Annotated in this window: 28 protein-coding genes; 17 read left to right on the top strand and 11 right to left on the bottom strand. The window is 71.2% G+C overall.

Annotated elements, in window-relative coordinates; all coding sequences use genetic code 11:
* Positions 1-95 precede the first annotated feature (95 nt).
* From FHX33_RS02545 to FHX33_RS02515, 7 genes are all read left to right on the top strand, one after another.
* Positions 96-2,144 (top strand): TPM domain-containing protein, encoded by a 2,049-nt coding sequence (locus tag FHX33_RS02545; RefSeq protein WP_183428129.1) that lies wholly within the window; start codon positions 96-98, stop codon positions 2,142-2,144.
* Positions 2,145-2,218: 74 nt separating this feature from the next.
* Complete coding sequence (locus FHX33_RS02540; protein ID WP_021762434.1) at positions 2,219-2,989, top strand: PspA/IM30 family protein; 771 nt, start codon at positions 2,219-2,221, stop codon at positions 2,987-2,989.
* A gap of 7 nt (positions 2,990-2,996) precedes the next feature.
* Entirely contained in the window at positions 2,997-3,941 is a 945-nt protein-coding gene (locus FHX33_RS02535; protein WP_179699465.1) for an arginase family protein, read from the top strand.
* 22 nt (positions 3,942-3,963) lie between these two features.
* Positions 3,964-4,749 (top strand): crotonase/enoyl-CoA hydratase family protein, encoded by a 786-nt coding sequence (locus tag FHX33_RS02530; protein WP_183428128.1) that lies wholly within the window; start codon positions 3,964-3,966, stop codon positions 4,747-4,749.
* Positions 4,750-4,804: 55 nt separating this feature from the next.
* Entirely contained in the window at positions 4,805-6,256 is a 1,452-nt protein-coding gene (locus FHX33_RS02525; protein ID WP_021763663.1) for a dihydrolipoyl dehydrogenase family protein, read from the top strand.
* Complete coding sequence (locus FHX33_RS02520; protein ID WP_021763664.1) at positions 6,253-6,654, top strand: hypothetical protein; 402 nt, start codon at positions 6,253-6,255, stop codon at positions 6,652-6,654. The genes FHX33_RS02525 and FHX33_RS02520 overlap by 4 nt, the downstream gene beginning before the upstream one ends.
* Positions 6,651-7,556 (top strand): SDR family NAD(P)-dependent oxidoreductase, encoded by a 906-nt coding sequence (locus FHX33_RS02515; protein WP_021763665.1) that lies wholly within the window; start codon positions 6,651-6,653, stop codon positions 7,554-7,556. The genes FHX33_RS02520 and FHX33_RS02515 overlap by 4 nt, the downstream gene beginning before the upstream one ends.
* Here the strand turns inward: FHX33_RS02515 and FHX33_RS02510 are convergent.
* Entirely contained in the window at positions 7,519-7,983 is a 465-nt protein-coding gene (locus FHX33_RS02510; RefSeq protein WP_021763666.1) for an SIP domain-containing protein, read from the bottom strand. The two genes, FHX33_RS02515 and FHX33_RS02510, sit on opposite strands and share 38 nt — an antisense overlap.
* A 117-nt stretch (positions 7,984-8,100) precedes the next feature.
* Here FHX33_RS02510 and FHX33_RS02505 point away from each other — a divergent pair, with 117 nt between their 5' ends.
* On the top strand, positions 8,101-9,171 hold the full coding sequence (locus tag FHX33_RS02505; RefSeq protein WP_039922711.1) for an ATP-dependent DNA ligase: 1,071 nt from the start codon (positions 8,101-8,103) through the stop codon (positions 9,169-9,171).
* An 18-nt stretch (positions 9,172-9,189) separates the two neighbouring features.
* On the opposite strand, the gene ligD is transcribed toward FHX33_RS02505, so the two are convergent.
* Positions 9,190-10,209 carry a non-homologous end-joining DNA ligase gene (gene ligD, locus FHX33_RS02500; protein ID WP_021763668.1) on the bottom strand — a complete coding sequence of 340 codons (1,020 nt, stop codon included), beginning with the start codon at positions 10,207-10,209 and terminating at the stop codon, positions 9,190-9,192.
* A 95-nt stretch (positions 10,210-10,304) separates the two neighbouring features.
* On the opposite strand from ligD, the gene FHX33_RS02495 reads away from it, so the two are divergent.
* On the top strand, positions 10,305-11,036 hold the full coding sequence (locus FHX33_RS02495) for an endonuclease/exonuclease/phosphatase family protein (protein WP_021763669.1): 732 nt from the start codon (positions 10,305-10,307) through the stop codon (positions 11,034-11,036).
* Between the two features lie 7 nt (positions 11,037-11,043).
* Here the strand turns inward: FHX33_RS02495 and FHX33_RS02490 are convergent, their stop codons facing one another.
* Complete coding sequence (locus tag FHX33_RS02490) at positions 11,044-11,448, bottom strand: sigma-70 family RNA polymerase sigma factor (RefSeq protein ID WP_021763670.1); 405 nt, start codon at positions 11,446-11,448, stop codon at positions 11,044-11,046.
* 89 nt (positions 11,449-11,537) lie between these two features.
* Between FHX33_RS02490 and FHX33_RS02485 the strand changes: the two genes are divergently transcribed.
* Positions 11,538-13,007, top strand: a complete 1,470-nt coding sequence (locus FHX33_RS02485) for a lipase maturation factor family protein (protein ID WP_021763671.1) — start codon at positions 11,538-11,540, stop codon at positions 13,005-13,007.
* A 6-nt stretch (positions 13,008-13,013) separates the two neighbouring features.
* On the opposite strand, the gene FHX33_RS02480 is transcribed toward FHX33_RS02485, so the two are convergent.
* Both FHX33_RS02480 and FHX33_RS02475 read right to left on the bottom strand, forming a co-directional pair.
* Positions 13,014-13,646, bottom strand: coding sequence for a hypothetical protein (locus tag FHX33_RS02480; RefSeq protein WP_021763672.1), 633 nt, complete (start codon positions 13,644-13,646; stop codon positions 13,014-13,016).
* Between the two features lie 101 nt (positions 13,647-13,747).
* Complete coding sequence (locus tag FHX33_RS02475; protein WP_021763673.1) at positions 13,748-14,146, bottom strand: DUF7144 family membrane protein; 399 nt, start codon at positions 14,144-14,146, stop codon at positions 13,748-13,750.
* 111 nt (positions 14,147-14,257) lie between these two features.
* On the opposite strand from FHX33_RS02475, the gene FHX33_RS02470 reads away from it, so the two are divergent.
* The 5 genes from FHX33_RS02470 (at position 14,258) to FHX33_RS02450 (ending at position 18,581) form a co-directional block, all read left to right on the top strand.
* Positions 14,258-14,560: a DUF1905 domain-containing protein gene (locus tag FHX33_RS02470; protein ID WP_021763674.1), complete on the top strand. Its 303-nt coding sequence runs from the start codon at positions 14,258-14,260 to the stop codon at positions 14,558-14,560.
* Positions 14,561-14,588: 28 nt separating this feature from the next.
* Positions 14,589-15,299 (top strand): IclR family transcriptional regulator, encoded by a 711-nt coding sequence (locus FHX33_RS02465; protein WP_179699473.1) that lies wholly within the window; start codon positions 14,589-14,591, stop codon positions 15,297-15,299.
* A gap of 135 nt (positions 15,300-15,434) precedes the next feature.
* Positions 15,435-16,262 (top strand): molybdenum cofactor biosynthesis F family protein, encoded by an 828-nt coding sequence (locus tag FHX33_RS02460; protein ID WP_021763914.1) that lies wholly within the window; start codon positions 15,435-15,437, stop codon positions 16,260-16,262.
* The gene (locus tag FHX33_RS02455) at positions 16,259-17,929 is read left to right on the top strand and encodes an amidohydrolase (protein WP_021763913.1); all 1,671 of its coding nucleotides are present in this window, start codon (positions 16,259-16,261) and stop codon (positions 17,927-17,929) included. The genes FHX33_RS02460 and FHX33_RS02455 overlap by 4 nt, the downstream gene beginning before the upstream one ends.
* Before the next feature lie 58 nt (positions 17,930-17,987).
* Complete coding sequence (locus FHX33_RS02450) at positions 17,988-18,581, top strand: TetR/AcrR family transcriptional regulator (protein ID WP_021763912.1); 594 nt, start codon at positions 17,988-17,990, stop codon at positions 18,579-18,581.
* On the opposite strand, the gene FHX33_RS02445 is transcribed toward FHX33_RS02450, so the two are convergent.
* Entirely contained in the window at positions 18,568-19,503 is a 936-nt protein-coding gene (locus FHX33_RS02445) for an MBL fold metallo-hydrolase (protein ID WP_183428127.1), read from the bottom strand. The genes FHX33_RS02450 and FHX33_RS02445 overlap by 14 nt on opposite strands.
* A 19-nt stretch (positions 19,504-19,522) precedes the next feature.
* Complete coding sequence (locus FHX33_RS22060) at positions 19,523-20,512, bottom strand: methyltransferase (protein ID WP_039922689.1); 990 nt, start codon at positions 20,510-20,512, stop codon at positions 19,523-19,525.
* A 118-nt stretch (positions 20,513-20,630) separates the two neighbouring features.
* Here FHX33_RS22060 and FHX33_RS02435 point away from each other — a divergent pair, with 118 nt between their 5' ends.
* Entirely contained in the window at positions 20,631-21,386 is a 756-nt protein-coding gene (locus FHX33_RS02435) for an alpha/beta fold hydrolase (protein ID WP_021763638.1), read from the top strand.
* A 76-nt stretch (positions 21,387-21,462) separates the two neighbouring features.
* On the opposite strand, the gene FHX33_RS02430 is transcribed toward FHX33_RS02435, so the two are convergent.
* From FHX33_RS02430 to FHX33_RS02415, 4 genes are read right to left on the bottom strand one after another with little or no spacing between them, the layout of a single operon-like run.
* Positions 21,463-22,440 carry a glycoside hydrolase family 43 protein gene (locus FHX33_RS02430; RefSeq protein WP_039922685.1) on the bottom strand — a complete coding sequence of 326 codons (978 nt, stop codon included), beginning with the start codon at positions 22,438-22,440 and terminating at the stop codon, positions 21,463-21,465.
* A gap of 14 nt (positions 22,441-22,454) precedes the next feature.
* Complete coding sequence (locus FHX33_RS02425) at positions 22,455-23,357, bottom strand: carbohydrate ABC transporter permease (protein ID WP_021763636.1); 903 nt, start codon at positions 23,355-23,357, stop codon at positions 22,455-22,457.
* The gene (locus FHX33_RS02420) at positions 23,354-24,331 is read right to left on the bottom strand and encodes a carbohydrate ABC transporter permease (RefSeq protein ID WP_183428126.1); all 978 of its coding nucleotides are present in this window, start codon (positions 24,329-24,331) and stop codon (positions 23,354-23,356) included. Before FHX33_RS02420 ends, FHX33_RS02425 begins: the two co-directional genes overlap by 4 nt.
* Positions 24,321-25,631 (bottom strand): ABC transporter substrate-binding protein, encoded by a 1,311-nt coding sequence (locus tag FHX33_RS02415; protein WP_021765246.1) that lies wholly within the window; start codon positions 25,629-25,631, stop codon positions 24,321-24,323. Before FHX33_RS02415 ends, FHX33_RS02420 begins: the two co-directional genes overlap by 11 nt.
* Before the next feature lie 158 nt (positions 25,632-25,789).
* Here FHX33_RS02415 and FHX33_RS02410 point away from each other — a divergent pair, with 158 nt between their 5' ends.
* Positions 25,790-26,800, top strand: a complete 1,011-nt coding sequence (locus FHX33_RS02410; protein WP_155829135.1) for a LacI family DNA-binding transcriptional regulator — start codon at positions 25,790-25,792, stop codon at positions 26,798-26,800.
* Positions 26,801-26,821 lie beyond the last annotated feature (21 nt).

Raw genomic sequence — 26,821 nt, 5'->3', positions numbered from 1 at the left:
CCGGGCGCGCATCCTCCTCCGTAACAGGCTGAAACAGTGACACCGTCGCACGGCCCCCATAGACTCGGCACGAAGTGTTCCTGGAGAGTGGGTGGATGCTCTTGCGACGTGTTCTGACCGGGGCCCTGCTGGCCGTCGCCCTCGTCGCGGGCCCGCTGGCCCTCGCGGCGCCGGCCTCTGCGCAGGATCCGGTGGACCTGGGCGCGAGCCACGTCGACGACGTCGCGGGCGTGCTCACCGACAGCCAGGGCGACGCGGTCGCCGCCGCCGCCGCGAAACTCGCCGACGACCACAAGATCGACCTCTTCGTCGTCTACGTCGATCGGTTCACGAACCCGACGGACGCCGCCGACTGGGCCAACGAGACGGCCGCCCAGAACAACCTCGGGCCGAACGACTACCTCCTGGCCGTCGCGACCGACGGCCGCGCCTACTACCTCTCGGGCGACGACGAGGGTCCGGTCAGCGCCGATCAGCTGGACCGGATCGAGCAGAACGATATCGAGCCCCAGCTGCGGGCCGGCGATTGGTCCGGCGCGGGGATCGCCGCCGCTCAGGGGCTCTCGGACGCGGTCGGCGGAGGCGGTGGCGGCTTCTTCTGGTTCTTCATCATCGCCGTCGTGGTCGTTGGGCTCATCCTCTTCTTCGTCCTCCGTTCGCGCCGCAAGAAGAAGGCGGGCGGGGCCGTCGCCGGCGCGCCGGGACAGCCGCAGAGCGAGCTGCAGACCATCCCGATCGAGGAGCTCCAGCGTCGCGCCGGATCGGCCCTGGTGCAGACGGACGACGCCATCCGCACCAGCGAGGAGGAGCTGGGCTTCGCGACGGCGCAGTACGGGGCGGACTCCGTCGTCCCGTTCCAGGCCGCGCTCGACCAGGCGAAGGGCCAGCTGCGGGAGGCGTTCACCCTCAAGCAGAAACTGGACGACGCCGAACCGGACACCGACGAGCAGCGGCGCGGGTGGAACATCCGCATCGTCGAGCTCTGCGCGGCGGCGAATCAGGCGCTCGACGCCCAGGCGGACGCCTTCGACGAGCTCCGGTCGCTCGAGAAGCGCATCCCGGCGGCCTCGACGGAGGTGGCGACCGCCGCTCAGGAGCTCACCGCCCGCGTCGAGCAGACGCGCGCGACCGTGGCCGCGCTCGCCCAGCGTTACACGGACGCCTCACTCGCGACCGTGAGCGACAACGTCGACCAGGCGACGCAGCGTCTCGCGTTCGTGCAGACCGCGCTCGCGGCCGCGGCGCAGAAAGCGGGCGCGGGCGACACCAGCGCCGCCGCGATCGGCGTCCGCGCCGCGGAGGAGTCGGTCGACCAGGCCAAGCTGCTGCTCGACGCCGTCGACCGCGTCGCGGCCGACCTGGCGAAGACCCAGCAGTCGATCGACACCGTCCTCCCCGAGCTCGAAAGCGACCTCGCCGAGGCACGGGCACTGGCCGCCACCGGCGATCCGGGCGGCACGATCGCGGGTGTCATCGCGAGCACCGAGCAGACCGTGACGGACGTGCGGGCGAAGCTGGCCGCGGGCCCGATCAACCCCCTCGAGATCGCACAGCGCCTCGACGGGGCCAACCGCTCGATCGACGGCGTGCTCCAGGGCGTCCGGGACGCCCGGCTGCAGACCCAGCGCGCCCAGTCGGCGCTCCAGCAGACGCTGCTGGCAGCGAAGGCGCGCGTATCGGCCTGCGAGGACTTCGTCACCGCCCGGCGCGGCGCCGTCGGCCCGGAGGCACGGACCCGCCTCGCCGAGGCCGGACGGCTGGTCGTGCAGGCCGAGCAGACCGCCGCGTCCGATCCGGTGACGGCGCTCGCCCAGGCCCAGCGCGCGGCGCAGCTCGCCGACGAGGCGACGCAGCTCGCCCAGCGCGACGTGGGCGGCTTCCAGCCGCAGCAGGGCGGCCTCGGCGACATCTTCGGCGGCGGCACCACCCAGAGCCAGAGCGGCGGCGGCAACGGCGCGATGGGCGCCATCCTCGGCGGCATCCTGATCAACTCGGTCCTGAGCGGCGGGATGTTCGGCGGCGGCGGCGGGGGCGGCGGCTTCGGCGGAGGCGGCGGCGGTCGTGGAGGCGGCGGGGGCGGCTTCAGCTCCGGCAGCTTCGGCGGCGGCGGAACGCGCACCCGGCGCGGAGGCGGACGCTTCTAGACGCACCAGACGGACCCAGCGCCCCACCCGGGGCGGGAGACGCCTCCTTCGGGGGGAGAGGAAAGGAAGAGCACATGGCAAAGCAGTCCATCTTCGGGCGCATCTCGCAGCTCCTGAAAGCGAACATCAACTCCCTCCTCGACCAGGCGGAGGATCCGGAGAAGATGCTGGACCAGATGGTCCGCGACTTCACCAACAGCATCGCCGACGCCGAGAGCGCCATCGCCGAGACCATCGGCAACCTGCGGCTACTCGAAGACGACCACCGCGAAGACGTGGAGGCCGCCGAGGACTGGGGCCGCAAGGCGCTCGCCGCGAGCAAGCAGGCCGACACCTACCGCTCCTCCGGCGACACCGCGAACGCCGACAAGTTCGACAACCTGGCCAAGGTCGCTCTGCAGCGGCAGATCTCGTCCGAGAACGAGGCGAAGGCCGCCGAGCCGCAGATCGCCGCCCAGACCGAGGTCGTCGACAAGCTCAAGTCGGGCCTGAACGGCATGAAGGAGAAGCTCGAGCAGCTCAAGAGCAAGCGGTCGGAGCTGATCGCGCGCGCGAAGAGCGCACAGGCGCAGGCGCAGGTCATCGACGCGGTCAAGAGCGTCGACATCCTCGACCCCACGAGCGAGGTCTCGCGCTTCGAGGAGAAGATCCGGCGCGAGGAGGCCCGCGTCCGCGGCGCCCAGGAGCTGGCCGCGTCGAGCCTCGACGCCCAGTTCAACGACCTGGACGACCTCGGCGAGCTGACCGAGGTGGAGGCCCGCCTCGCCGCGCTCAAGACCGGTGGAGCGCAGCCGGCGGTCACGGCCGACCCTGCTCCCTCCGCTCCCTACACCCCGGGGCAGTGACCGCCCGGTGACTGCAGCATCCTTCCTGGTCGTTCCGCAGTGGCAGGGCTCGGGATCGTCGCGCGCCATGCGGCTGATCGACGGTGCGGAGGCCATCCGCGGCGATCTGCCGGCGAGCGCCACCCACACGGTCTCCGTGCCCTCCGCGGCGGGCGACGCGCTGGGCACCGGCGTGCACCGGTTCTCATCGCTCACCCTCGTCCGTGAGCTGGCGACGGCAGAGCTCTCCCTGCTCGAGGCGCCGGTCGTGACGGTCGGCGGCGACTGCGCCGCCGACCTCGCGAGTGTGCAGCACGCCGTCGCGGCGCATCCCAGCGGCGCCGTGGCGGTCGTGTGGTTCGACGCCCACGGCGACCTCAACAACGTGTCGACCTCGCCCTCCGGAGCCTTCCACGGGATGGTGGCGCGGGCGCTGCTCGGCGACGGACCGGACGGCCTGGCCTCGGCCGGCGCGGCGCGGCTGCCGGCCGCGAACCTGGTGCTCGCCGGCACCCGGTCGCTGGACGACGGCGAGTCCGCGTTCGTGGATCGCGCCGGGATCCGGGTCGTCGCGCCCGGCGAGCTGGATGACGCGGACGCCGTCGTCCGCGCCGTCGAGGCGACCGGTGCGACGGCCGTGTACGTGCATGTGGACCTCGACGTGCTCGATCCGGCGCACATCGACGGCATCGGCTACCCCGAGCCGTTCGGGGTGACGCCGGCCGCCCTGTGCGATGCCATCCGGGCGCTGCGGGCGCGGTTCGAGCTCGCCGGGGCGGGGGTGACCGAGTTCGCTCCCGAGTCGCCGGAGGCGGCGGGACGCGATATGCCCGTGATCCTGCGCATCCTCGGTGCGCTGACGGGCCCGATCGGCAGCGGCGGACCCGCGGCCTCCAGCAGCACGTCGTCATCCACAGGGGCCGGGCCACGGCACGCCTCCACAGATCCCGACCTCCCGGATGACGCCCTCTGACGCGGCGGGTAGCTTGGGATCCATGAGCGAACCCAAGATCCGCACCGAGCGCAGGGGCCATGTCCTGCTCATCGGCTTCAACCGCCCCGAGAAGCGCAACGCCGCCGATTACGAGCTGCTCTCCGCGCTCGCCGACGCGTACGGCGAACTGGAGCGGGATCCGGATCTGCGGGTCGGACTCGTGCACGCGGTCGGCGACCACTTCACGGCCGGGCTCGACCTCGCCGACCTCGGACCGCGGATCGGGCCCGACGGACTCTCGTTCGTCCGCGAGGGCGGTCTCGACCCCTGGCAGGTCTCGGGGACGTCCCTGACGAAGCCGGTCGTGGTCGCCGTCCAGGGCACGTGCCTCACGCTCGGTATCGAGCTCATCCTGGCGTCCGACATCACCGTCGCCGCGCGCGCGACGACCTTCGGCCAGATCGAGGTCACCCGGGGCATCCTGCCGTTCGGCGGCGCGACGCTGCGCTTCCCGCGCGCCGTCGGGTGGGGCAACGCCATGCGCTACATCCTGACCGGCGACACCTTCGATGCCGCCGAGGCCCATCGCATCGGCCTCGTGCAGGAGGTCGTGGACGACGGCGAGCAGTTCGACCGCGCGCTCGCCATCGCCGAGCGGATCGCGGCGCAGGCGCCGCTCGCCGTGCAGGCGGCGCTGGCCAACGCGAAGCGCGCCGTGCGCGAGGGCGACGCGGCAGCGGAAGCGGAGCTGCAGCCGACGCTGGTGCGGCTCGTCACGAGCGAGGACGCCCGCATCGGCATGGAGGCCTTCCTCTCCCGCACCGAGGCGCGGTTCGTCGGCCGTTGACCCCCGCACCGCAGCCAGCTCGACACGACAGCCCGACACGACAGAAGGAGACAGCATGACCAGCACGGAGTACGACGTCATCGTGATCGGGGCCGGCGCGGTCGGCGAGAACGTCGCCGACCGCGCCGTGCAGGGCGGGATGCGCACCGTGATCGTCGAGGCCGAGCTGGTCGGCGGCGAGTGCTCCTACTGGGCGTGCATGCCCTCCAAGGCCCTCCTGCGCAGCGGCGCCCTGCTCCGGGCGGCGTCCCGGGTGGGCGGGACGCGCGAGGCGATCACCGGACCGCTCGACGTCGAGTCGGTGCTCAAGCGCCGCGACCAGATGACCAGCGACTGGAAGGACGACGGCCAGGTCTCCTGGCTCGAGAGCGCCGGGATCGACCTGGTGCGCGGCTGGGCGGTCATCACCGCCCCGAAAGAGGTCACGGTCACCGCGGAGGACGGCACGGTCACCGTGCTGACGGCGAAGCACGCCGTCGCGGTCAGCACCGGCTCCGCCGCCCTCCTCCCGGACATCCCCGGACTGCGCGACAGCGAGCCCTGGACGAGCCGCGACGCGACGAGCGTGCAGCGCGTGCCGGTGTCCCTGGCGATCCTCGGCGGCGGAGTCGTCGGGGTCGAGATGGCCACGGCGTACGCGGGCTTCGGCACCGAGGTCCACCTCATCTCCCGCGGCGCGCTCCTGGCGAACGACGAGCCGTTCGCCGGCGAGGCCGTGACGACGTCGCTGCGCGAGCTGGGCGCGAACGTGCACCTCGACGTCTCCCCGACCTCGGTCGAGCGGATCGACGGTGACCGGTTCCGCATCGTGCTCGACGACGGCAGCACGATCGAGACGGACGAGTTCCTCGTCGCGACCGGGCGCCTCCCCCGCACGTCGGGCCTCGGCCTCGACGCCTTCGGGCTCGATGACGGCGGCTGGCTGCAGGTCGACGACAGCATGCGCGTGGTCGGCGCCGACGGCGAGCCGGCGGTCGACGGCGGCTGGCTCTACGGTGTCGGCGACGTCAACCACCGCGCACTGCTCACCCACCAGGGCAAGTACCAGGCCCGCGCGGCCGGCGACGCGATCGCGGCACGCGCCCACGGCACGGACGTCTCCCTGGAACCGTGGGGAACCTACGTCGCGACCGCGGACCACCGGTCCGTGCCGCAGGTGACCTTCACCGACCCCGAGGTCGCGTCGGTCGGGCTGACCGCTGCCGCGGCGGAGAAGGCCGGCTACCGCATCCGCGTCGTCGACTACCAGATCGGCTCGGTGAGCGGGGCCTCCATCGCCTCGGACAACTACGAGGGCCAGGCGCGCATGGTCGTCGACGAGGACCGCCAGGTCGTGCTCGGCGTCACGTTCGTCGGTCAGGACGTCGGTGAGCTGCTGCACTCGGCAACCATCGCGGTCGTCGGCGAGCTGCCGCTGTCCCGGCTGTGGCACGCGGTGCCGTCGTATCCGACGATCAGCGAGGTCTGGCTGCGTCTGCTCGAGACCTACGGCCGGCCCACCTCGTGAGCACCCGCGACCGGATCGGCGACGCGATCGACCGGAGCGCACTGGGCCGCCTGCTGTTCGACTCGCCGATCAGCTGGCTGGGCTACCTCTACGCCACGGCCGTCGGCCTGACCTGGGGCTTCATCTGGAGCACCGGCCGGGTCGAGCGCCGCGCCGGGCTCTTCGTCTTCCGCGGGATGCCCCCGCGGACGTTCGGCCGCGGCGGATCGTGCGTCGGCCAGTGCTACCTCACCGACCAGAACGTGAGCGACGACATCCTCGAGCACGAGGCCGTGCACAAGCGGCAGTGGCAGCGCTACGGGATGGTGTTCCCGCTGCTCTACCTGCTGTCCGGGCGCGACCCCCTGCGCAATCGATTCGAGATCGAGGCGGGCCTCGAGAAGGGCGGATACCGATGAGCGACGCGGCCGAAGCGGAGCAGACGGAGCAGTCGAAGCGGGCGGAGGGCGCATCGCGGCGCCGCACCATCGTGCTCACCGGAGCGAGCTCCGGGATCGGCACGGTCGCGGCCGAGCAGCTCTCTGCCCTCGGCAACGAGGTCGCGGTCGTCGGGCGCAACCCGGAGCGCACGCGGGCGATCGCCGAGCGGATCGGGGCGACGCCGTTCCTCGCCGACTTCGAACGGCTCGACGACGTGCGAGCCCTCGCGGATGCACTGCTCGACCGGTACGAGACGATCGATGTGCTCGCGAACAACGCCGGCGGCCTCAACCACCGGCGTGAGCTGACCATCGACGGGCACGAGCGCACGATCCAGAACAACCACCTGGCGCCATTCCTGCTCACCCACCTGCTCCGCCCGCGCCTGGAGGAGACGGCGGCCCTCGGCCGCGACGTGCGGGTCGTCAATACCGCCAGCCTCGCGAACCGGTTCGGCAGCCTCCGCCTGGACGACCTCGACTGGGAGCGCCGCCGCTGGGCCGGCGGCTGGCGGGCCTACGGCACGGCCAAGCTCGCGACGATCCTGTTCACGGTCGAGCTCGCCGAACGCCTCACCGGGACGGGTGTGACGGCGTACTCGTTCCATCCGGGGACGATCGCCACGAACTTCGGGCGCACCTCTCCGCTGATCCGCTTCGGCGCGCTCGTGACCCGCGGCACGTACGGCATCCCGGTCGAGGAAGGGGCGGCACCGCTGGTCAGGCTGGCGGCGGAGTCACCGGTGCTCGCACCCAGCGGGACCTACTTCGACCGGTTCACCGTCAACGGAGCCACCACGGCGCAAGCGAAGGACGCACAGCTCGGGCGCGACCTCTGGACGGTCACACAGACGCTGGTCGGTGTGGGCGCTCCGGTGTGACGACCGCGTCGCGATCCATCCCGACCTCCGCCTGGAGCAGCTCGCGCACCTCGGTCACGAGGGAGAAGCCGCCGGTCACGATCGCCTGAGTGGCGCCGGGACCATCGCACAGCATCTCCGTCGCCCACGCGCGCACCGCACGGGTGGCCGCCGCGCCGCGGGCGCAACGCTCACCGGTCCCGGGACGGCCGGAGCGCGTCGCGCGCGTCAGCCAGGTCACCGTCATGCGGATCGGGGCGGAGATCGGCGCGATGTGGTCGGCGTCCTCCACCTCCAGGAACACGCGGCCGCGAGCGCAGAGCGGGAGCAGAGCGAGCTCGGCCTCGACCTCGGAAAGGGAGGTCTCGTCGCCCACCACGAGGAACTGCACGCGGTCATCGTGGTGCGCCGTCTCGGCGGTGTGGGAGGAATGGTCGGGTCGGTGCATCTCGCTTTCGAGTATAGGGCAGGCTTACCTAAGCTCAACTGCGGGTTCCCGACCTCGAAGCCGACATCCAGACAGCGCGCCCTTCCCCTGCTCCGGCGCACGCGGGAAGATCGAGGCATGCGCCCCAGTCCGGACTCCCCCGTCGCACCGATGCTCGCCAAGGCCGTGCCCACGGTCCCCGACCCGGACTCGGTGGAGGGCGGTCTCAGCTACGAGCCGAAGTGGGACGGCTTCCGGGCGATCGTGTACGCAGAGCCCGGCGACGGGGAGACCATCGGTACGGTCGAGATCGGCAGCCGTGGCTCCAAGATGCTGACCCGGTACTTCCCGGAGCTGGTCGAGGCGTTCCGCCGGCTGCTGCCCGGGCCGTGCGTGCTCGACGGCGAGATCGTCGTTCCGACCGGCGAGAGCGGGCGCCAGCGGCTCGACTGGGAAGCACTGTCGCAACGCATCCACCCCGCTGCGAGCCGCGTGAAGCTCCTCTCCGAGGAGACGCCCGCCACCTTCATCGCGTTCGACCTGATCGCCCTCGGCGACGAGTCGTACCTCGACCGTCCCTTCGGCGAGCGCCGTGCAGCGCTGGAGGAGTTCGCCGCCGACCTCCCAGCGCCGATCGCCCTCACCCGGACCACCACCGATGTGGACCTCGCCCGCGAGTGGCTGGTCGAGTTCGAGGGCGCGGGGCTCGACGGCGTCGTCGCCAAGCCGCTCGCCGGGCCGTACGCCCCCAACAAACGCACACTGCTGAAGATCAAGCACCACCGCACCGCCGACGTCGTGGTGCTCGGCTACCGCATCCACGCCAGCGGCCGCGGTGTCGGTTCCCTGCTGCTCGGCCTCTACGACGCCGACGGCACGCTCCGCAACGTCGGCGGCGTCTCGGCCTTCAGCGACGCGACCCGGCTCGCGCTCATCGACGAGCTGGAACCGCTGGTCGAACGCGACGAATCGGGCGAGGCCGTGAAGGGCGAGACGGAGCGCAGCCGGTTCTCCGCCGGCAAGGACGTGTCGTTCGTGCGGCTGCGTCCCGAGCGGGTCCTGGAGGTGCGGTATGACCAGATGGAGGGGATGCGGTTCCGCCACACGGCGCAGTTCGAGCGCTGGCGCCTCGACCGGGAGGCGCGATCGTGCACCTTCGAGCAGCTCGACCGTCCGCTGGCCTACGACCTCGGCGACGTGCTCACCTGAGCCGATCCGCTCCTGCCGCTAGGACTTCTTGGCGCGGCTCGGCTGGACGCGCGGCGGCTCGCCGGGCATCTTCGGGTAGTCGGGCGGGAAGGGCAGCTCCCCCAGCCCGGAGTCCAGATCGCGCTGCCACCACTCCATGAGCACGTCGATGCTCCCTGGCTCGTCGCCGAAGTGCTCCCACGGGTCGCCGACCGTGGCGAGCCGGTCGGGCAGGTTGAGCACGGTGAAGTCCCGCGGGTCGACCTCGGGCAGCTCGTCCCAGGTGATCGGCGTGGAGACCGGGGCGTGCGCGAGAGCGCGCGGACTGTAGGCACCGGCCATCGTGCGGTCGCGATTGGCCTGGTTGAAGTCGACGAAGATCTTCTCGCCGCGCTCCTCCTTCCACCACGCCGTCGTCACCGCGTCGGGCATGCGCCGCTCGAGCTCGCGCGCCGCGGCGATGACCGCGTGCCGGACGTCGAGGAACTCCCGCACCGGCGCGATGGGGGCGAAGACGTGCAACCCGCGGTTGCCGGAGGTCTTCACGAACGCGTCGAGCCCGGCCTCCCGCAGCACCGTGCGCAGCTCCAGCGCCGCCGGGATCGCGTCGGCGAACTCCGTCCCCGGCTGCGGGTCGAGGTCGATGCGGAGCTGATCCGGGTTGTCGGAGTCCTCCGCGCGCGACGGCCAGGGGTGGAAGACCACGGTGTTCATCTGCGCGGCCCAGACCGCCGCCGCCGGCTCGTCGATGACGAGCTGCGGGTGCGAGCGGGCGCTCGGATAGACGACCATCACCGAGCGGACGTAGTCGGGGGCGCCGCGCGGCGGGTTCTTGGAGAAGAACTGCTCGCCGTCGATCCCTTCCGGAAAACGCTGCAGGGATACCGGCCGGTCTCCGTTCGCTCGCACGAACGCGTCGCCCACGGCGACCAGGTAGTTCGCCAGATCGAGCTTGGTGATGCCGAGCTCGGGCCAGAGCACCCGGCCGGGGCTCGAGATGCGCACCTCCCGGTCGCCGTTCGGACCCGGGACGGTGAGGACAACCGCGTCGCCTGCCATGGCTCCACCGTACCGCTCGAACTCCCGATGACCAGGGTGTGAATTCCATGTGGGATGCGGCCCGTCCTCCGGCGTCGCCGCCGAGTTGGGCCAGAATGACAAGCGCGTCCGACCACGGCCCCGAGCGGCCGGACCACGAGATGAGGTGCATCGCCCTGAGGATCATCAGCTACAACCTCCGCAAGCATGCGGCCGGCCACGAACTCGCCGATATCGCCCTGAACCACGAGGTGGATGCCCTGTGCCTCCAGGAGGCGGACACCGACGTCCTCCCCGAGCGCCTCCACCACCTGAGCCTCGCCGACGCGACGCGCGCGAACCGCCTGGGCCTGGCCGTGTACGTGCGCGACGACCGCTACGAGATCCTGAATACGCAGGTCTTCGCCGTGCACAAGTCGTTGCACGACCGGGTGCTCGCCCCGGCGCACGAGCGTCTGCTCGCCGTGCACCTGCGCGACCGCGACAGCGGCGACAACGTGCTGGTCGGCTCCTTCCACGCCGCCCCGCTGACCGCCTCCAACTCACTGCGGCGCAAGCAGATCGCCGCCGCCCACGAGGGGATGCGCTCGCTCGCCCCCGACACCCCCGCGATCATGGTCGGCGACTTCAACTACCCCTGGTTCATCAACGGCCTCGAGCGGAGTCTGACGACGAGCGGGTACACGCTCATGCGCAGCACCGAGCCGACGTACCTGCGGTACAAGTTCTTCACCGGCTATTTCGACTTCGTCACCTCGACCGGCTTCGAGATCGAGCGCGTCGACGTGCTCCCCGCCGGCGCCTCCGACCACCGCGCGATCAGTCTCGACGCGGAGCGCGCGGCCTGAACCGCGCCTAGCCGGCGACGGGGAACCGCAGCCGATCCGTCGCCTCCGGCTCGATCAGGCCCAGTGCGATGAGCCGCGCCCGCACGCCGCCGACGCGGCGCCCTGCGGCCGCCGCGATCTGCTCGAACGTGTCACCCCGGTGATACGCCTCGACGACCGCGGCCTCCTGCTCGGGCGTCCAGCGCCGGAACGCGTTCGGGTGCTCCGGACTGGAGCGCGACGACGCGGGCTCGGGCTCGGGCTCGGCGACCAGCGGCTGCACGAGCTGGACGCTCAGCACCTGCTCCAGCCCGTAGCGGGCCACCGGCTCCTCCCCCGCCGCGGACCAGCAGACGAGCGTCGCGTCGTCGATGGTGATCAGTGTCGCGTCGACCTCCGCGAAGGCGTCGCCGACCATGGATACGTGCAGCATGAACTCTTCCCCCGATTGTGTTGCCTGTGGTTTCGAGCGTACGAAGGAGCCGAGAGGCCGGCCAGAGCGCGGACGCGAGGTGGTGACGGATGGATCTGCTGGGGTGGCTCGCGGGCGGCGAGTACACGATCGCGCGGGAGATCCTGCAGCGCGGCGTCGCCCTGCTCTACGTCGTGGCATTCGTGTCGGCGGCGAACCAGTTCCCGGCGCTCCTGGGCGAGCACGGCCTCCTGCCCGCACCGCGCTTCCTGCGCTCCGCGTACGGCCGCGCCCAGCCGACGCTGTTCGGCTGGCGCCGGAAGGGCGAGGCGATCTACTCCGATCGGCTCGTGCGCGCGATCGCCTGGACGGGCGCCGCCCTCTCCGCCCTCATCGTGCTCGGGCTCCCGCAACTCCTCCCCAGCTGGCTGTTCGTCCCGCTGTTCCTCGCGATCTGGTACCTCTACCTCTCGATCGTGAACATCGGCCAGACCTTCTACGGCTTCGGCTGGGAGAGCCTCCTGTGCGAGGCGGGGTTCACGGTCGCCTTCCTCGGAGCCGCCGACACGGCGCCGCCGATCACGATCATCGTGCTGCTGCGCTGGCTGGTGTTCCGGCTGGAGTTCGGGGCCGGGATGATCAAGATGCGCGGCGACCGGGTCTGGCGCGATCTGACCGCGCTCTACTACCACCACGAGACGCAGCCGATGCCGAACCCGCTCAGCCGCACGGCGCACCTCCTGCCGAAGTGGTTCCACCGCATGGAGGTGCTGGGCAATCATTTCGCGCAGCTCGTGGTGCCGTGGCTGCTGTTCCTGCCGCAGCCCGTCGCGAGCGCCGCGGCGGCGGTCGTGGTGCTGACGCAGCTGTGGCTGGTCGCGACGGGCAACTTCGCCTGGCTGAACGTGATCACGGTCGTCCTGGCGTTCTCGGCGGTGAGCGATCCGGTGTGGTCCTGGGCGCTCGCGTGGATGGACGGGGGCGCCCGGCTCGGCGGCATCGGCGCCCCGGGAGTCCCGCTCTGGTACGCGGTGATCGCCGTGCTCGTGACGGCGGGCCTGCTGGTGCTCAGCTGGGCGCCGCTCCGGAATCTGTTCCGGCGGCGCCAGCTCATGAACGCGAGCTTCAACCGCTGGCACCTCGTCAACGCCTACGGCGCGTTCGGCAGCGTGACCCGCGAACGCTACGAGGTCACCGTCGAGGGGACGGCGGACGACCCGCTCGATCCGCACGCCGACTGGCGCGAGTACGCCTTCAAGGGCAAACCCGGCGACGTGCGCCGGCTCCCGCGCCAGTTCGCGCCGTACCACCTGCGCCTGGACTGGCTGATGTGGTTCCCCGCGCTGGGATCGCGCGACTCCCCCTGGTTCCAGGTCTTCCTGCTGCGGCTGCTCGAGGCGGATGCCCCGACCCTGCGTCTGCTGCGCGCCGACCCCTTCGGCGGCGATCGTCCGCACGCTGTCCGCGCGACGATGCACCTCTACCGGTTCACGACGCACGCCGAGAAGCGGGCGACCGGCGATCGCTGGGTGCGCACGGAGGTCGGGCTGCTGGTGCCGCCGGTCTCGCTGCGCGGATGAGCCGGGTCAGTACCCCGTGCGCTCCTCCTGGAGCTTCGCGAGGTCGCGCCAGATGAGCAGCTTGAGCCGCGCGGGCTTCTCGCGCTCGTAGTCGTCGCGGAGGGCCTCCACGCCCGAGAGCGCGTCGAGGCCGGCCTCGATCGCTGTGCCGACGTCGTCCCAGGCGTCTTTCCGGCCGCGCTCCACCAGCGCCAGCAGCTGCTCCTCGGAGTCGGCCTTGGCGCGCAACTGCTGGGCGAGCTCGAGAGCGGCGGACTTGCGCAGGTTCAGATTGGCGAGGTCGACGTCGCGGTAGTCGTGCGGATGCGTCGCGTCCCCGCGCAGTCCGGTCGCGACGGCGAGCTCCTCGTCGATGCGCCCGGCCGCCTGGCCCTGCTCGGAGGCGAGCTCGCGCAGGATGCGGGCGGCCTCGCCGGTGTGACGCGCGGGGTCGAAGTCGTTGCCGTACTGGATGGTGTCGACGACGATGTGGTTCTTGATCGCCATGCGCGTGGCGTATTCCGCCAGCAGCATGCCCTCCTCGACGGACTGGTCGAGGGTCGGCGCGGGAGGCGCGGTCAGGGCGTCCTCGTCGAAGGGACGGGTGCGCACCGTCTTCTTCTTCGGGGCTCCGCGGTGGAACCACGTCGGCCAGCGCATCGTCTTCCACCTTCCCTCTCGTCGTGCGGGAGCGCCCGCGGACGACGCGGCGGCGGCGCCCGAGACCATTCTCTCCGATCCGGCCGGGCAGCCGGGACGGCTCAGGCCGACTGCCCGTTGAAGAACGCGTTGGCGCGGCGCGTGAACAGCAGGGAGAGCACGATGATCACCCACACGATGTCGACGACTCCGCTGAAGACCTGCAGCGTGAAGAGCAGCAGGACGCCGTTGATCAGGTTGAGGATCATGACCAGCGTCACGAGAGCGCGCGAGACCTTGCTGCCGTTGAGGAGGCCGCGGGCGACGATCAGGATGACGATGCCGAGCACGATCGAGACGATCGCCGAGGTGGTGATGCCGGCCAGGCCGCCGGCCGTCTCAGCGCCCGGCGCGGACTCGCGCGTGAAGAGCACGACCACGCCGCCGATGATGTTCAGGACGCCGTTGATGTAGGTCAGCACGGCGACGAACGTCACCGATCCGGGGCGCGTGGCGGACATGGGGCCTCCTCGGGGACGGACGCGGTGTCGATCCGATCACGGTCACCCTATCGGCCGGGATGCGTCCGACGGGAGGGGGTGGATGTCGGTGGTCCGTGCCAGGGTGGAGGGATGGCGGGAGTGCGGTACGAGTTCGAGGCCGAGCTGTTCCGGTGGGAGGCCCGGCGCGACCTGTGGGTCTTCGCGCGGCTGCCCGACGACGTGTCGGAGGAGATCCGGCTGGAGCCGCATCCCCCGGCCGGGTTCGGTTCGGTCAAGGTGATGATGACGCTGGGCTCCTCGCGCTGGTCGACGTCGATCTTCCCCGAGAGCGCGGAGGGCGCGTACATCGTGTCGATCAAGGGCGACATCAGGAAGGCCGAAGGCGTCGGGCTCGGCGACCGGGTGCGGCTCGGGGTCGAGACGCTGCTGTAGCCGTTCCGGGATGGGACAGAATGGCTTCATGGACCGACCGGGCGAGCAGAGCGCGCCGCACTCGCAGACGCTCTCGCGGGGCATCCGGCTGCTGGAGGTCCTGGCCGAGTCCGAGGATCCGATGACGATCGCGGCGCTCGCCGACGCGCTCGGGGTGCACCGCTCGATCGCGTACCGCATCCTGCGCACGCTCGAGGATCACGGGCTCGTCGTCCGCGACGCGGCCGGCGCCGTACAGCTCGGGCCGCGCATGGCCACGCTGGCGCGCTCCGTCTCGCGCGACCTGCAGTCCGCATCCCTGCCGCAGCTGACCGCCATCGCGAACGACCTCTCGATGACCGCGTTCGTCGCCGTGCTCGACCGGACCGAGGTCGTCACGCTGGTGAGCGTCGAGCCGTCGCACGCTCACGCGACGGTGGTGCAGCGTCCCGGCACGCGGCATCCCCTCGGCTCCGGCGCGCCGGGCATCGCGATCCAGTCCGCGCTCACCGGCTCGCAGTGGCGTGCCCTGCCCGACGAACACCCGCGGGACGAGGCCGCCCAGGCGCGCGAGCGCGGGTTCGCGACCAGCCACGACGAGGTCATCCCGGGTCTCGCGTCGGTCGCGGTGCCGCTGGTGCTCCCGGACCGCGCGCCCGCGGCGGTGGCCGTCGTGTTCGTGGCGAACGGACGCGAGGTGGAGGCGGTGGCCGAGCGGCTGCGCCAGGCCGCGCAGGCCATCGCGGCCGAACTGCGCTGACCGGGCACGCCGACCCGAGCCCGCCGACTTGGCGACGCCGGAACGAGGGTTGACCGCAGCCGCACATCCTCCGCCGCACGCTTTCCCCCCGCGCAGACCGCTGCCGATACTGGGCGGACGACGGAAGGAACCGCAATGCCCATCGACGACCTCACCAACACCGCCACCTGGCTGCCGCTCGACGGCCTCGCCCCCGGCTTCGACGCGAGCAAGGCCCCGCACTCGACCGATCTGGCCGGCCGGACGGTGACGCTCGTGGACGATCGGGGCACGCGCATCGCGCACACCTTCGACGCGCACCGGGTCGAGTGGGAGTACACCCCGGGTGCGGGCGACCCCATCCCGCAGACGTCCAGCTCCGACGACTACGAGGCGTTCCTGGTCGACGACGAGCTCTATTTCGTGCAGTTCCACCACGAGTACGAGCCGGCGGAGGCGGTCTCGCTCGTCCTCGACCTGCGCTCGGGGCGGGCGTTGTCCATCGTGCAGGCGATCGGCGGCGACCTCCCCGGCAACACCGCCGTCAAGCAGCTCTTCGTGCCGTCGGTGATCGAGGAGCTCGAGACCAGTGGTCCGGCCCCCGCGCCCTCCACGACCCTGGTCGGCCGGCGGGTGCTGTGGGAGTACAGCGCCGAGCACGCGTACGAGCACATCTACCTCGGGCCGCAGTGGTACACCTGGCAGTGCCTCGCCGGCCCCGAGCGTGGCCTCGCCGACACGGACGAGTGCTCGGTGTGGGAGGTGCGGCCCGGCATCCTCGTCTTCACCTGGCGCGAGAAGGTCATCCCGTGCGCCTCGGTGACGATCGCGGACCACCGTGATCAGCGCGCCCTCCGCTCGCACGGGGTGCTCTTCGGTCTCGACGAGAGCGGGAACGTGCCGACGCACTTCACCTTCGGCGCGCACGGCCGGCTCCTGAGCAACACCGTGCACCCGGCCGAGTACGACCCCGCGACGGCATGAGCCCCGCCGACCAGGGCACCGCCGACCTGATCGTCACCGGCGGCGTCGTCTACCCGGTCGACGCGGCTCGGTCGCGGGCCGAGGCCTTCGCGGTGCGGGACGGCCGCATCCTCGCCGTCGGGACGGCCGCCGAGATCGAGCGGTTCCGCGGCGCGGAGACGCAGACGGTCGACCTCGCCGGGGGATTCGCCATGCCGGGTCTCGTGGACGTGCACAACCACCACGCCCACGCCGGGCGGGCGGAGCTCTACGAGCTGACCTTCCCCAACACGGCCTCGCTCGACGAGATCGTCGAGGCGGTGCGCGACCGGGCGGCGACGCTCGGACCCGACGAGTGGATCGTCGGCAGCAGCTGGGGCACGGGACTCCTCGACACGCTCGGGCGCGCCACGGCGCGACACGCGCTCGACGCGGCCGCCGGGGGCCGTCCCGTGCTCCTGACGGACGACAGCCACCACAACCGGTGGGCGAGCGCCCGCGAGCTCGAGCTCGCCGGGATCGACGCGACGACGCCCGACCCGGCCGCCGGGTCGATCCTCCGCGATCCCGAGACCGGCGAGCCGACCGGCGTGCTGCTGGAGGCGGCGGGGCTGCTGGTGGAGGCCGTCGCGGCTCCTGCCGTCGCCCTGACGCCCGAGAAGGATGTGCGCGCGTCGGCCCGCGGGATCGAGATCCTGCACACCTACGGGATCACCGCGTTCCAGGACGCCGCGATCTCGCTGCCGCAGATGCGCGCCCTCGCCACGCTCGACGCCCGCGGCGAGCTCGACGCCTGGGTCGTCTCGTCGATGACGGTCAACGACCAGATCTTCGGCTACGAGGAGCTCGGCGACGCCCTCATCGCGCACCGGGACGAGCTGGCGGGCGAGCACCACCGGCCTGACTTCGTGAAGATCTTCCTCGACGGGACCCCGCCCGCCCGCACCGGCGCCTTCCTCGAGCCGTACCTCCCCGCCGACGAGCACGACAGCGCGCCCTGGCACGGCGGGACCACCATGCCCGCCGACGAGCTGCTCGACTGGCTGCGCCGCACCGCCGCGCTCGGCATCTCCGCGAAGATCCACTGCACCGGCGACGCCTCGGTGCGGATGGTGCTGGATGCCGTGGAGGCCGTGCGGGCGGAGGGGCACACCGAGCCGATCTACCAGATCGCGCACGGCCAGTTCATCGCCAAGGAGGACCTCCCCCGGTTCGCTCGGCTGGGGGTGGCGGCGGACATCTCACCGTTCCTGTGGTTCCCGGGCGTGATCGCCGACGCGCTCAGCACGGTGCGCCCCGCCGATGAGGTCGCGGGTCTGCAGCCGAACCGCTCCCTCATCGATTCCGGCGCCCTCGTCGCAGGTGGCTCCGACTGGCCGGTGAGCGAGACGCCGAACCCGTGGGAGGGCATCCAGGGCCTCGTGACGCGCGCCGACCCGTCCGGCCGTCGACCCGGCACCCTCGGGCCGGAGCAGGCCATCACGCTGGCAGAGGCGATCGAGGTCTTCACCGTCAACGGCGCCCGCGCGATGGGTCTCGCCGACACGACAGGCTCGCTCGCCCCCGGCCTTTCGGCCGACTTCGTGGTGTTCGACGACGATCCCTTCGCCCTCCCGGTGGACGAGCTCGTCGGGCTGCGCCCGCGCGCGACCTACTTCGCCGGGCGCGCCGTGCACCGTCGGGAGTGACGCCTTTCCCCTACACTTGTGGACGAACAACGACGTGCCGTCCCACGAGTGGAGGACCATGCCCAAGGTGATCGACCACGATCAGCGACGCTCCGACATCATCGACGTGACCTGGGGGCTGATCGTCAAGGGCGGCCTGGAGGCGGCGACGATGCGCGAGATCGCCAGCGAGGCGGGCTTCGCCAACGGCGCGCTGAAGCACTACTTCCCCGGCAAGGACGAGATCATCCAGGGCACGTACGAGCGCGCCCTCGGCATGATGAGCGGCGGCGTGGAGCAGGCGGTCGGCGACAAGACCGGCCTCGAGGCGCTGCGCGCGATCGTCGAGGCCTCCGCCCCGACGACTCCGGAGGCCATCACCGCCGGCCGCGTGCTCCTCAGCTTCTGGGAGCGCGCGCTCTCGAACGAGGAGCTGCACCAGGCGTACCGGGATCACCTCGTCTCGTGGCGCGCGGGTCTGGCCTCCTACATCGCCCAGGGCCGAGCGGACGGCGACATCGTGACCGCGACGCCGGACGAGCAGCTGGTCGACGAGATCGTGCTCATCAACGCGGGCGCGAACATCATGAGCCTGATCGCCCCCGACCTGTCGACGCCGGCCCTGCTGGAGGCGCAGATCGAGGCGTTCTTCCAGCGCCTCACCACGCGATAGGCGCACCCGACCGCACGAAGGCGCGGTGCATCGCGGTCTGCGCGAGGGCTGACGCGAGCGTGAACCCGGCGAGGGCGGACCATCCGCCCGTCCACGTCATGCCCCGCGCGAGCTCCCAGATCGTCGCCTGCGGATGCGCGCGGAGGGCATCCCGGACCTCCCGCGCCCGGCGCAGATGGTGCTCGGCGAGCGCGGCGCAGCGGTCGTGGAGGTTCGGGAACGGGTCCTCGTGGCCGGGCAGGGCCAGGCGGTCGAGGTCGGCGACGCGGCGCAGCGAGCGCAGGTAGTCGCCGATCGGGTCGTCGGCCGGGCCGCCCAGGCCGAGTCCCGGGTTCACCGTGGGGAGCACGTGGTCACCCGTGAAGAGGAGGCCGTGGTCCTCGTCGTCGAAGGAGAGGTGGCCGCTGGTGTGCCCGGGAGTCCAGAGCGCGCGGATGCGGCGGCCCGGGATGTCGAGGAGCTCGCCGTCCGCCAGCACCGCGTCCGGCGCGGCGACGCCGGCGATCGGGAGGGCGGGCTGGGCGAGCAGCTCGGGCCTGCGATCGCCGGGGACGCCCCAGGCGTCGAGGGTCTCGGCATCCGGCCCACCGGAGGTCGCCGCCCCGGCGAGTGCACCCCGCTCCCGCTCGTGCATCAGCACCCGCGCGCCCGTCGCCTCCCGGACCGCCGCCGCCGCACCGGCATGGTCGGAGTGGAGGTGCGTGATCAGGATCGACGCGACGTCGTCGAGCCGCCGGCCGACGCCGCGGAGCGCATCATCGATAACGGCCACGGCGTCCGGCCCGGGAGAACCCGGGTCGATCAGGTGGACGCCACCGGCCGCATCCTGCAGCAGATAGCAGAGCGAGAAGGGCAGGCCGCCGCCGGGCATCGGGATGCGCACCATGTGCAAATCGGGTCGGATGCTCTCGAGGGCGGCCATGCCCTCACGCTAGCCGAGCTCAGACGGCGGTCGCGAGGAGGATCCGCGGGCTGCCCGGCAGGGCGACCGTCCGCTCGGCGCGCCAGCCGGCCGCCTCCAGCCAGTCGCGCACGGTCGCCTCCGGGTACACGACCGTGCCGTCGATGTTGTAGTACTCCCCCGCGTGCAGCGCGTCGATCTTGCGTTGCTGCGGGTCGTCGTCCAGGAAGAAGTCGAGCACGACGAGCGTCGCGCCGTCCGCCGCGGCCGCGCGGGCGTTCGCGAAGATCGCCCGGTTCTGGGCGTCGTCGAAGCGGTGGATGACGTGGTTGACGAGCACGAGATCGTGCTCCCCGCCGGGCTGCGCGGTCGCGGTGTCGGCGCCCTCGACCGTGGTGCGGTCGCCGTAGCCGGCCGCCTCGACGGCCTCCCGGACCGAGTCGACGGAGGCCGGGTCGAAGACGAAGCGGACCTGCAGCTCGGGGTTCGCCTTCAGCCCCTCCACCGCGAAGGCGGGGCTGAGACCGCCGAGGTCGAGTGCCGAGCGGTACGGGCTGAAGTCGAAGGCGTCGCCGAGCATCGCGGCGTGCAGCTCGTTGTAGCGCATGACGCCGGCGAGGAAGTCCCCCCAGCCCGCCTCGTCCAGCTCCAGCACGCCCGGGGCGTCGGTGTCGACGGTGGAATCGTAGCCCAGCCACTGCGTGTAGCTCGTCGTGCCGAGGAAGGCGAGGAAGGGGGCGAGGTCGAGCTCGGCGTCCTCCCCCGTCAGGAAGGCGCGGGCGTCGGGCTCGAGGTCGTACCGGCCGTCGGTGCGGGTGAGGAGGCCCTGAGCGGCCATGCTGTCGGCGAGGACGCGCGCCTGACGAGGCGGCACTCCGGTGGCGGCGGCGAGGGCGTCGGCATCGAGCGGGCCGTCGGAGAGGGCGGCGAACAGGCCGACGCGGCTGGCGGCGAAGAGCTGCTTCGCGCCCATGAAGCCGATCGCGATATCGACGATGGCCTCGGGCGTCACTGGACGGGTCGTTGTCACGTTCACGCTCTTTCTGTCAGGTGGCGGACGGTGGAGTCCGACGGGATCGGGATGACTCTACCGATGGAGACGTTTATTTTCTACTATCATAGAAAAACAATTCACCCGGAGGTCGACGATGCCCGCTCCCACGCCCCTGTCCCCGCTCGCGGTCCGCCGCCTGGCCGCCCCGACCGGGTCCGCCTCGGCGACCGCTCTGCCTCCGGTGCTGCTCATGCACGGCTTCGCCTCCTCCTCCGCCGAGGACTTCGGCGACTGGGCCGACGCGCTGGCCGCCGCCGGGCGCGAGGCGTACCTGGTCGACCTCCCGGGGCACGGCGGCTCCCCCGCGGTTCCGGGCGCCGACGCGGGAACGACGAGCGCCGTCGTGGCGGCCCTCGCGGACGTCGTCCGGTCGATCGACGCCGAGCGAGTCGACGTGATCGGCTATTCGCTCGGTGCCCGCCTCGCGTGGGAGCTCCCCGCGGCGACCGGACGCGTGCGACGGCTCGTGCTCGGCGGGCTCAGCCCGTTCGAACCGTTCGCCGGGGTCGACATCGTCGCGATCGCGCGCGCCGTCGACGGCGAACCGCCGGCGGATCCCTTCGTCGGGATGATGGCCGGCATGGTGTCGGGCACGAGCCGCGACACGGATTCGCTGCTCGCCCTGATGGCCGGCCTCGGGTCGGAGCCGTTCTCACCGGAGGATCCCGCAGCCTCCTGCCCGGACGTACCGACTCTGCTCGTCGCCGGCGCCGACGACCCCATGACGCAGGGCCTGGAGGGGCTCACCGCGGTCGTCCCGGACGCGCGCCTCGTCCGCGTGCCGGGCGACCACCTCGGCGCCCTCCACTCCCCCACGTTCCGCGAGGCCGCCCTGACGTTCCTCGCCTGAGCCGCCCCGCACATTCGGCACGAATGTCGCGAATGGCCGCGCTATTCACGACATTCGTGCCGAATGTCGCGAGAGGTCAGCCGAGGACGGGGGTCGCGCCGTCCCAAGTCAGCGGGCGCACCAGCATGCCGCGGTAGGCGTACGCGTCGTCCCAGGTGTGGAAGACGAGGTAGTCGCGCCCGTCGAACGTGACCACGTTCTGGCCGCCCGGCCCGTGGAAGGTCCCTTGCTTCGACGCGGAGGTGAGGAACGGCTTCTCCTGCGAGGTGAACGGCGCCGTCAGTGACGACCCCGTCGCCGTGCCGATCGCGTAGTCGTCGCCGCCGTAGTCGTTGGCGGAGAAGAACAGCACGTACACGCCGTCGCGCTTCACCAGGTCGGGCGCCTCGACGAGCGCGCCCTCCCACGTGCGGTCCTGCTTCAGGAGCTTCACCGGCGGTCCCGTCAGGCTGAGTCCGTCGGCGGAGAGCGGGGCGGTCTCGATCCAGGTGTCGAGATCGCAGCAGTTGCCGTCGGTCTTCCAGAGCAGGTGGAGGCTGCCGTCGTCGTCGCGGAACGTCGCGGCGTCGATGGCTCCTCCCGCCTCGACCGGGCAGACGAGGGCAGTGGCGGAGGCCGGGGTGAACGGGCCGCCCGGCGAACTCGACGTGGCCGTGCCGATGCACTGCCGGCCGGACGCGGCGTCCTGAGCCGTCAGGTACAGCACGAACGCTCCGGGCGAGACCTCGGCGACTTCGGGCGCCCAGGTGCGGCCGGGCTGCGCCCAGGCCGGCAGCGCCTCGAGCGCGTCCGACTCCGAGACGGTCCAGTCGCGCATGTTCGTGGACGTCGCCGAGCGAACCAGGAAGCCGGGCGTGTTGGTCGCGAACGCATACGCCGTCCCGTCGTGGACGAGCACGTCCGGGTCGGCGAAGTCCTGATCGATCGCGAACCCCGGAGCCGCCTCCGTGGCAGTGGCCGACGCGGTCGGGGCTTGCGCACCTCCCGAGCAGCCGCTCAGCGCCGCGAGAGCGACACCGGCAGCCACCAGCGCTCCCGCGACACGCGCGGCCACGGCCGCGGCCGACCTCACCCCTTCACTCCCGAGCTCGCGACGCTGTCCACGATGTGGCGCTGCGCGATCGAGAACAGGATCAGCACGGGGATGGAGGCGATCACCGCGCCCGCCATCACGATCGCGAAGTGCGTCGAGTACGCGCCCTGGAGCTGGGCGAGACCAGGCTGCAGCGTCAGGTTCTCCGGGCTGAGGAGCACGTACACCGGCCAGAGGAAGTCGTTCCAGTTGGCGAGGAAGCTCAGCACGGCGAGGGTCGCCAGCGCCGGCCGCGCCAGCGGGATCACGATCTGCAGGAAGATCCGGATGTCGCCGGCGCCGTCGATGCGCGCCGCCTCCTCGATCTCCACCGGCAGCCCGATGAAGAACTGCCGCAGGAAGAACACGCCGAACGCGCTCGCCGCCCCCGGGATCGAGATGGCCCAGATGGTGTCGAGCCAGCCGAGGTTCTGCACGATCAGGTAGTTCGGGATGAGGAAGATGACCGGCGGGACGAGCAGGGTCGCGATGATCGCGCCGAACACGATCTTCTTGCCCCAGAACTCCAGGCGGGCGAGCGCGTACGCGGCGGCGGAGGCGGTCACCAGGATGATGGCCGTCTGCAGCGTCGCCGCGAGCAGGCTGTTGAGGAACCAGCGGAAGATCGGCTGCTGCCCGCTGGCCAGCGTGATGTACGCATCCATCGACCACGGTGCGGGGAAGGCGGAGAACGGGTTGCGGATGGCGTCGCTGTCGGTCTTGAACGACGTGAGCACGATCCACACGAGCGGGAGCACGATGAGGAGGGTGACCAAGGCCAGCACGACGTACAGGACGACCCGGCCGGCGGTCCGGCGGGGAGACCGCCGCCGGGAAGGCCGCGTGCGCGGAGCCTCCTCGTCGCCGGCGACAGGCTTCTGGGAGGTGAGGGACGTCAACGCGGTGCCCTTTCCGTGCGCTCCCGCTGCAGGCGGAAGTTGATGACGCTGATGATCGCGAGGAACACGAACAGCACGTAGCTCATGGCGGACGCCGCGGCCATGTTGTTCTGCGACAGGCCCTGATCGGAGATGTACATGATCGCGGTGCGGGTCTGGTTGCCCGGGCCGCCCTTGGTGAGGATGTACGACTGCCCGAACATGTTGGCCGACGCGAGGATGGTCACCGTGACGACGAAGGTCATCACCTGGCGCAGTCCCGGCAGGGTGACGCTGAAGAACGTGCGGAACGGGCCGGCGCCGTCGAGCGCGGCCGCCTCGTACAGGTCGGCGTTGATGCCCTTCAGCCCGGCCAGGATGATGACGGTGTTGAAGCCGAGCGTCCACCAGACGGTGACACCGACCAGCGAGACCCACACCCAGGGCACGTTGACGGTCCACGGGATGTCGGACGGCAGGCCCAGCATCCCGAGCACGTGGTTGACGATGCCCGACTGGGTGTCGAGCAGGTACTTCCAGATCACGCCGATGACGGCGACGCCGAGCACGTAGGGCGCGAAGAACACGGCACGGAACACGGTGCCGCCGCGGATCTTGCGGTTGAGCAGCTGCGCGATCAGCAGCGGGATGACCAGGAGGAACGGGACGCTGGCGACCGTGAAGATCCCGGTGGCGCCCATGGACTGCCAGAAGTCTCCGGAGGTCGCCGAATCGGGGGTGAAGAGGTCGATGTAGTTCTTGAGCCCGATGAATTGCTGCGTGTCGCGGAACGGGCTCCAGTTCGTGAGGCTGATCCAGAGGCCGAAGACGGCCGGACCGGCGACGAAGACCAGGAACAGGACGAGGAACGGCGCCAGGAACAGGTAGGCCGTCTTCGTCCGGCGCGGCGCAGCGAGGGTGCTGCGCCGGGCGCGCCGAGGCGGCACCCCGGCGCGGGGCCGGGATGCCGCCTCTACAACGAGCTCATTCGCCATAGGTCTGCTGGTTCTGCTTCAGCAGCGTGTTGGCCTTCTCGACGGCGTCGTCGAGGGCCTGCTTGGGCGACTTCTTGCCCGTGACGGCCTCGTTGACGGCCGTGGTGACGGTCGCGGTGACGCTGGTGATGCCGGGGGCCGAGGTCTCGTAGTGCGCGTACGGGAGCTCGTCGAGGAACGGCTTCAGGTTCGGGTACTTCTGCACCAGAGCCGGGTCGTTGCGGACCGTGTTGCTCGCGGGCAGCTCACCGGTGTCGGGCCAGCTGGCCGAGTTGTCGTTCATCCACTTGACGAACGTCGCGGCGGCGGCGGTCTTGTTCTTGTCCTGGCCCTTGTTGTTCATGAACATCCAGTGCGTCGACGAGGACCACACGGCCTTCTCGGTGCCGATCTGGGGCACCGCGACCGCGGTCCAGGCGAGCTTGTCGAACGCGGTGTTCGTGGTCTGCCAGACGCCGTTCCAGTTGAACGCGGTCTTGCCCGCGATCAGGGCGTTGATGTTGCCGTCCTGCGCGACGTTGGCCGGGCTGTAGCCCTCCTTGATCAGGTCGACCATGTGGGTGAGCGCCTGCACGCCGGCGTCGGAGTTGAAGGTGGCCTTCGTGACGTCGTCGTTGAAGAGGTCGCCGCCGAACTGCCAGAGCAGCGACTCGAACTCGAACGTGCCGGTGAAGACGTAGCCGTCGACCCACTCGCCCTGGATGCCCGCGGTCTTGAGCTTGGCCAGCGCATCCATGTACGAGGCCTTGTCGGCGGGGATGGTCGTCGGGTCGATGCCCGCCTGGCTCAGCACGTCCTTGTTGACGTAGAGACCGAGCGGGGTGACGCTCCACGGGATACCGTACTGGGCGCCCTTGTACTCGCCCGCCTTCATCAGGCCCTCCGGGAAGTCGGAGGCGCTGTAGCCGAGCGACTTGACGATGGAGTCGCTCTTGAGGAGCAGCCCCTGGGCGGCGTAGGTGGCGATGTCGTCACCGTGCGCGACGGCGACGTCCGGTCCCTTGCCGGCCTTGACGGCGAGCGGCATCTTCTTCGCCAGATCCGCCCACTCCATCGGGACGTCCTTGACGACGATGTTCTTGTGCTCGGAGTTGAACTTGTCGACGAGCTTGGGGACGAGCACCGGGGCCGCGCCGCCGGTCCAGCCGTTCCAGAAGGTGACCGTGACCTTGGGCCCGGAGTAGTCGCCGGACGCCACCTCTCCGCTCGATCCGCCGGAGCTGCCGCAGGCGGTGAGTGCGAGACCGACGCCCATGACCACGGCGGCGGCCAGGATCCGCGCTGCAGATCGCTTCTTCATGTGATTTCTCTCCCTTGAGTGACAGGCGCGAGGCGCGGACGAGGCCGCGTTCGTCTTGAATTTACAGCGCTAGAAATTTGCTGTCAAGCGATTGCGGGTGTTCGGCGATCGTGCCCACCGGAACGCGCAGTAGAGTTTCCCCGACGAGAGGAGTCGCAGTGGCGGGTGTGCGCTTGCAGGACGTCGCGGAGCTCGCGGGGGTGTCGATGAAGACCGTCTCGAACGTCGTCCACGAGTATCCGCACGTCAGCGACCGGATGCGCGAGCGCGTCCAGAAGGCCATCGACGAGCTCGGCTACCGGCCCAACCTCCTGGGGCGCCGGCTCGCCACCGGACGCACCGGACTGCTCGCGCTGGCGTTCGCCGACGTGACGCTCCCCTACTTCGCCGAGCTGGCCCGCCGGGTCTCCGACGTGGCCGAGGAGCAGGGCTACCGTGTGCTGCTGGAGCAGACCGACGCGACGCTCGAGGGCGAGCGGGCCGCCGTCTCCGGCATCGAGGCCGGGATGGTCGACGGCATGATCTTCCAGCCGAGCGTGATGAGCTCGGCCGAGCTCGCCCAGACCAGGAGCTCCCTCCCGATGGTCATCCTCGGCGAGGGCGCGGCACCGCTGAGCATCGACCGCGTGATGATCGACAACATCGCCGCCGCCCGCGAGGCGACGGCGCACCTCCTGAGCCTCGGCCGCCGCCGCATCGCCTTCGCCGGCCACGAGCCGGAGCGGCTGTCGCGCACGTCGGAGCTGCGCATCGCGGGGTACCAGTCCGCTCTGGAGGACGCGGGCATCACCCCCGACCCCGACCTCCTCATCCCGAGCAACGCCATCTCGCCCGTGGATGGCGCCGCCGCGATCGGTGCTGCTCTGGATGCCGGCCTGCGGATCGACGCGATCATGTGCCGCGACGACCTCGCCGCCATCGGCGCGCTGCGTGCATTGCAGGAGCGCGGGCTGCGCGTGCCCGAGGACGTCGCGATCACGGGATGGGACAACACGCTGATGACGGCGGTCACCTTCCCCAGCATCACGACGGTCGCGCCCGACCTCACGGCGCTCGCGACGCAGGCCATCGCGATGCTGGTGGAGCGGATCGACGGGCTGGGTTCGATGGGCAGGCACGTGCTGGTCGACCACCGCCTGGTGACGCGGGAGAGCGCGCCGGCCGCCTGATCCGTCATCCCATCGCCGGGA

Source organism: Leifsonia aquatica, assembly GCF_014190775.1.
Taxonomy (GTDB): Bacteria; Actinomycetota; Actinomycetes; order Actinomycetales; family Microbacteriaceae; genus Leifsonia; species Leifsonia aquatica.
This window is presented reverse-complemented; position numbering and strand designations above follow the sequence as displayed.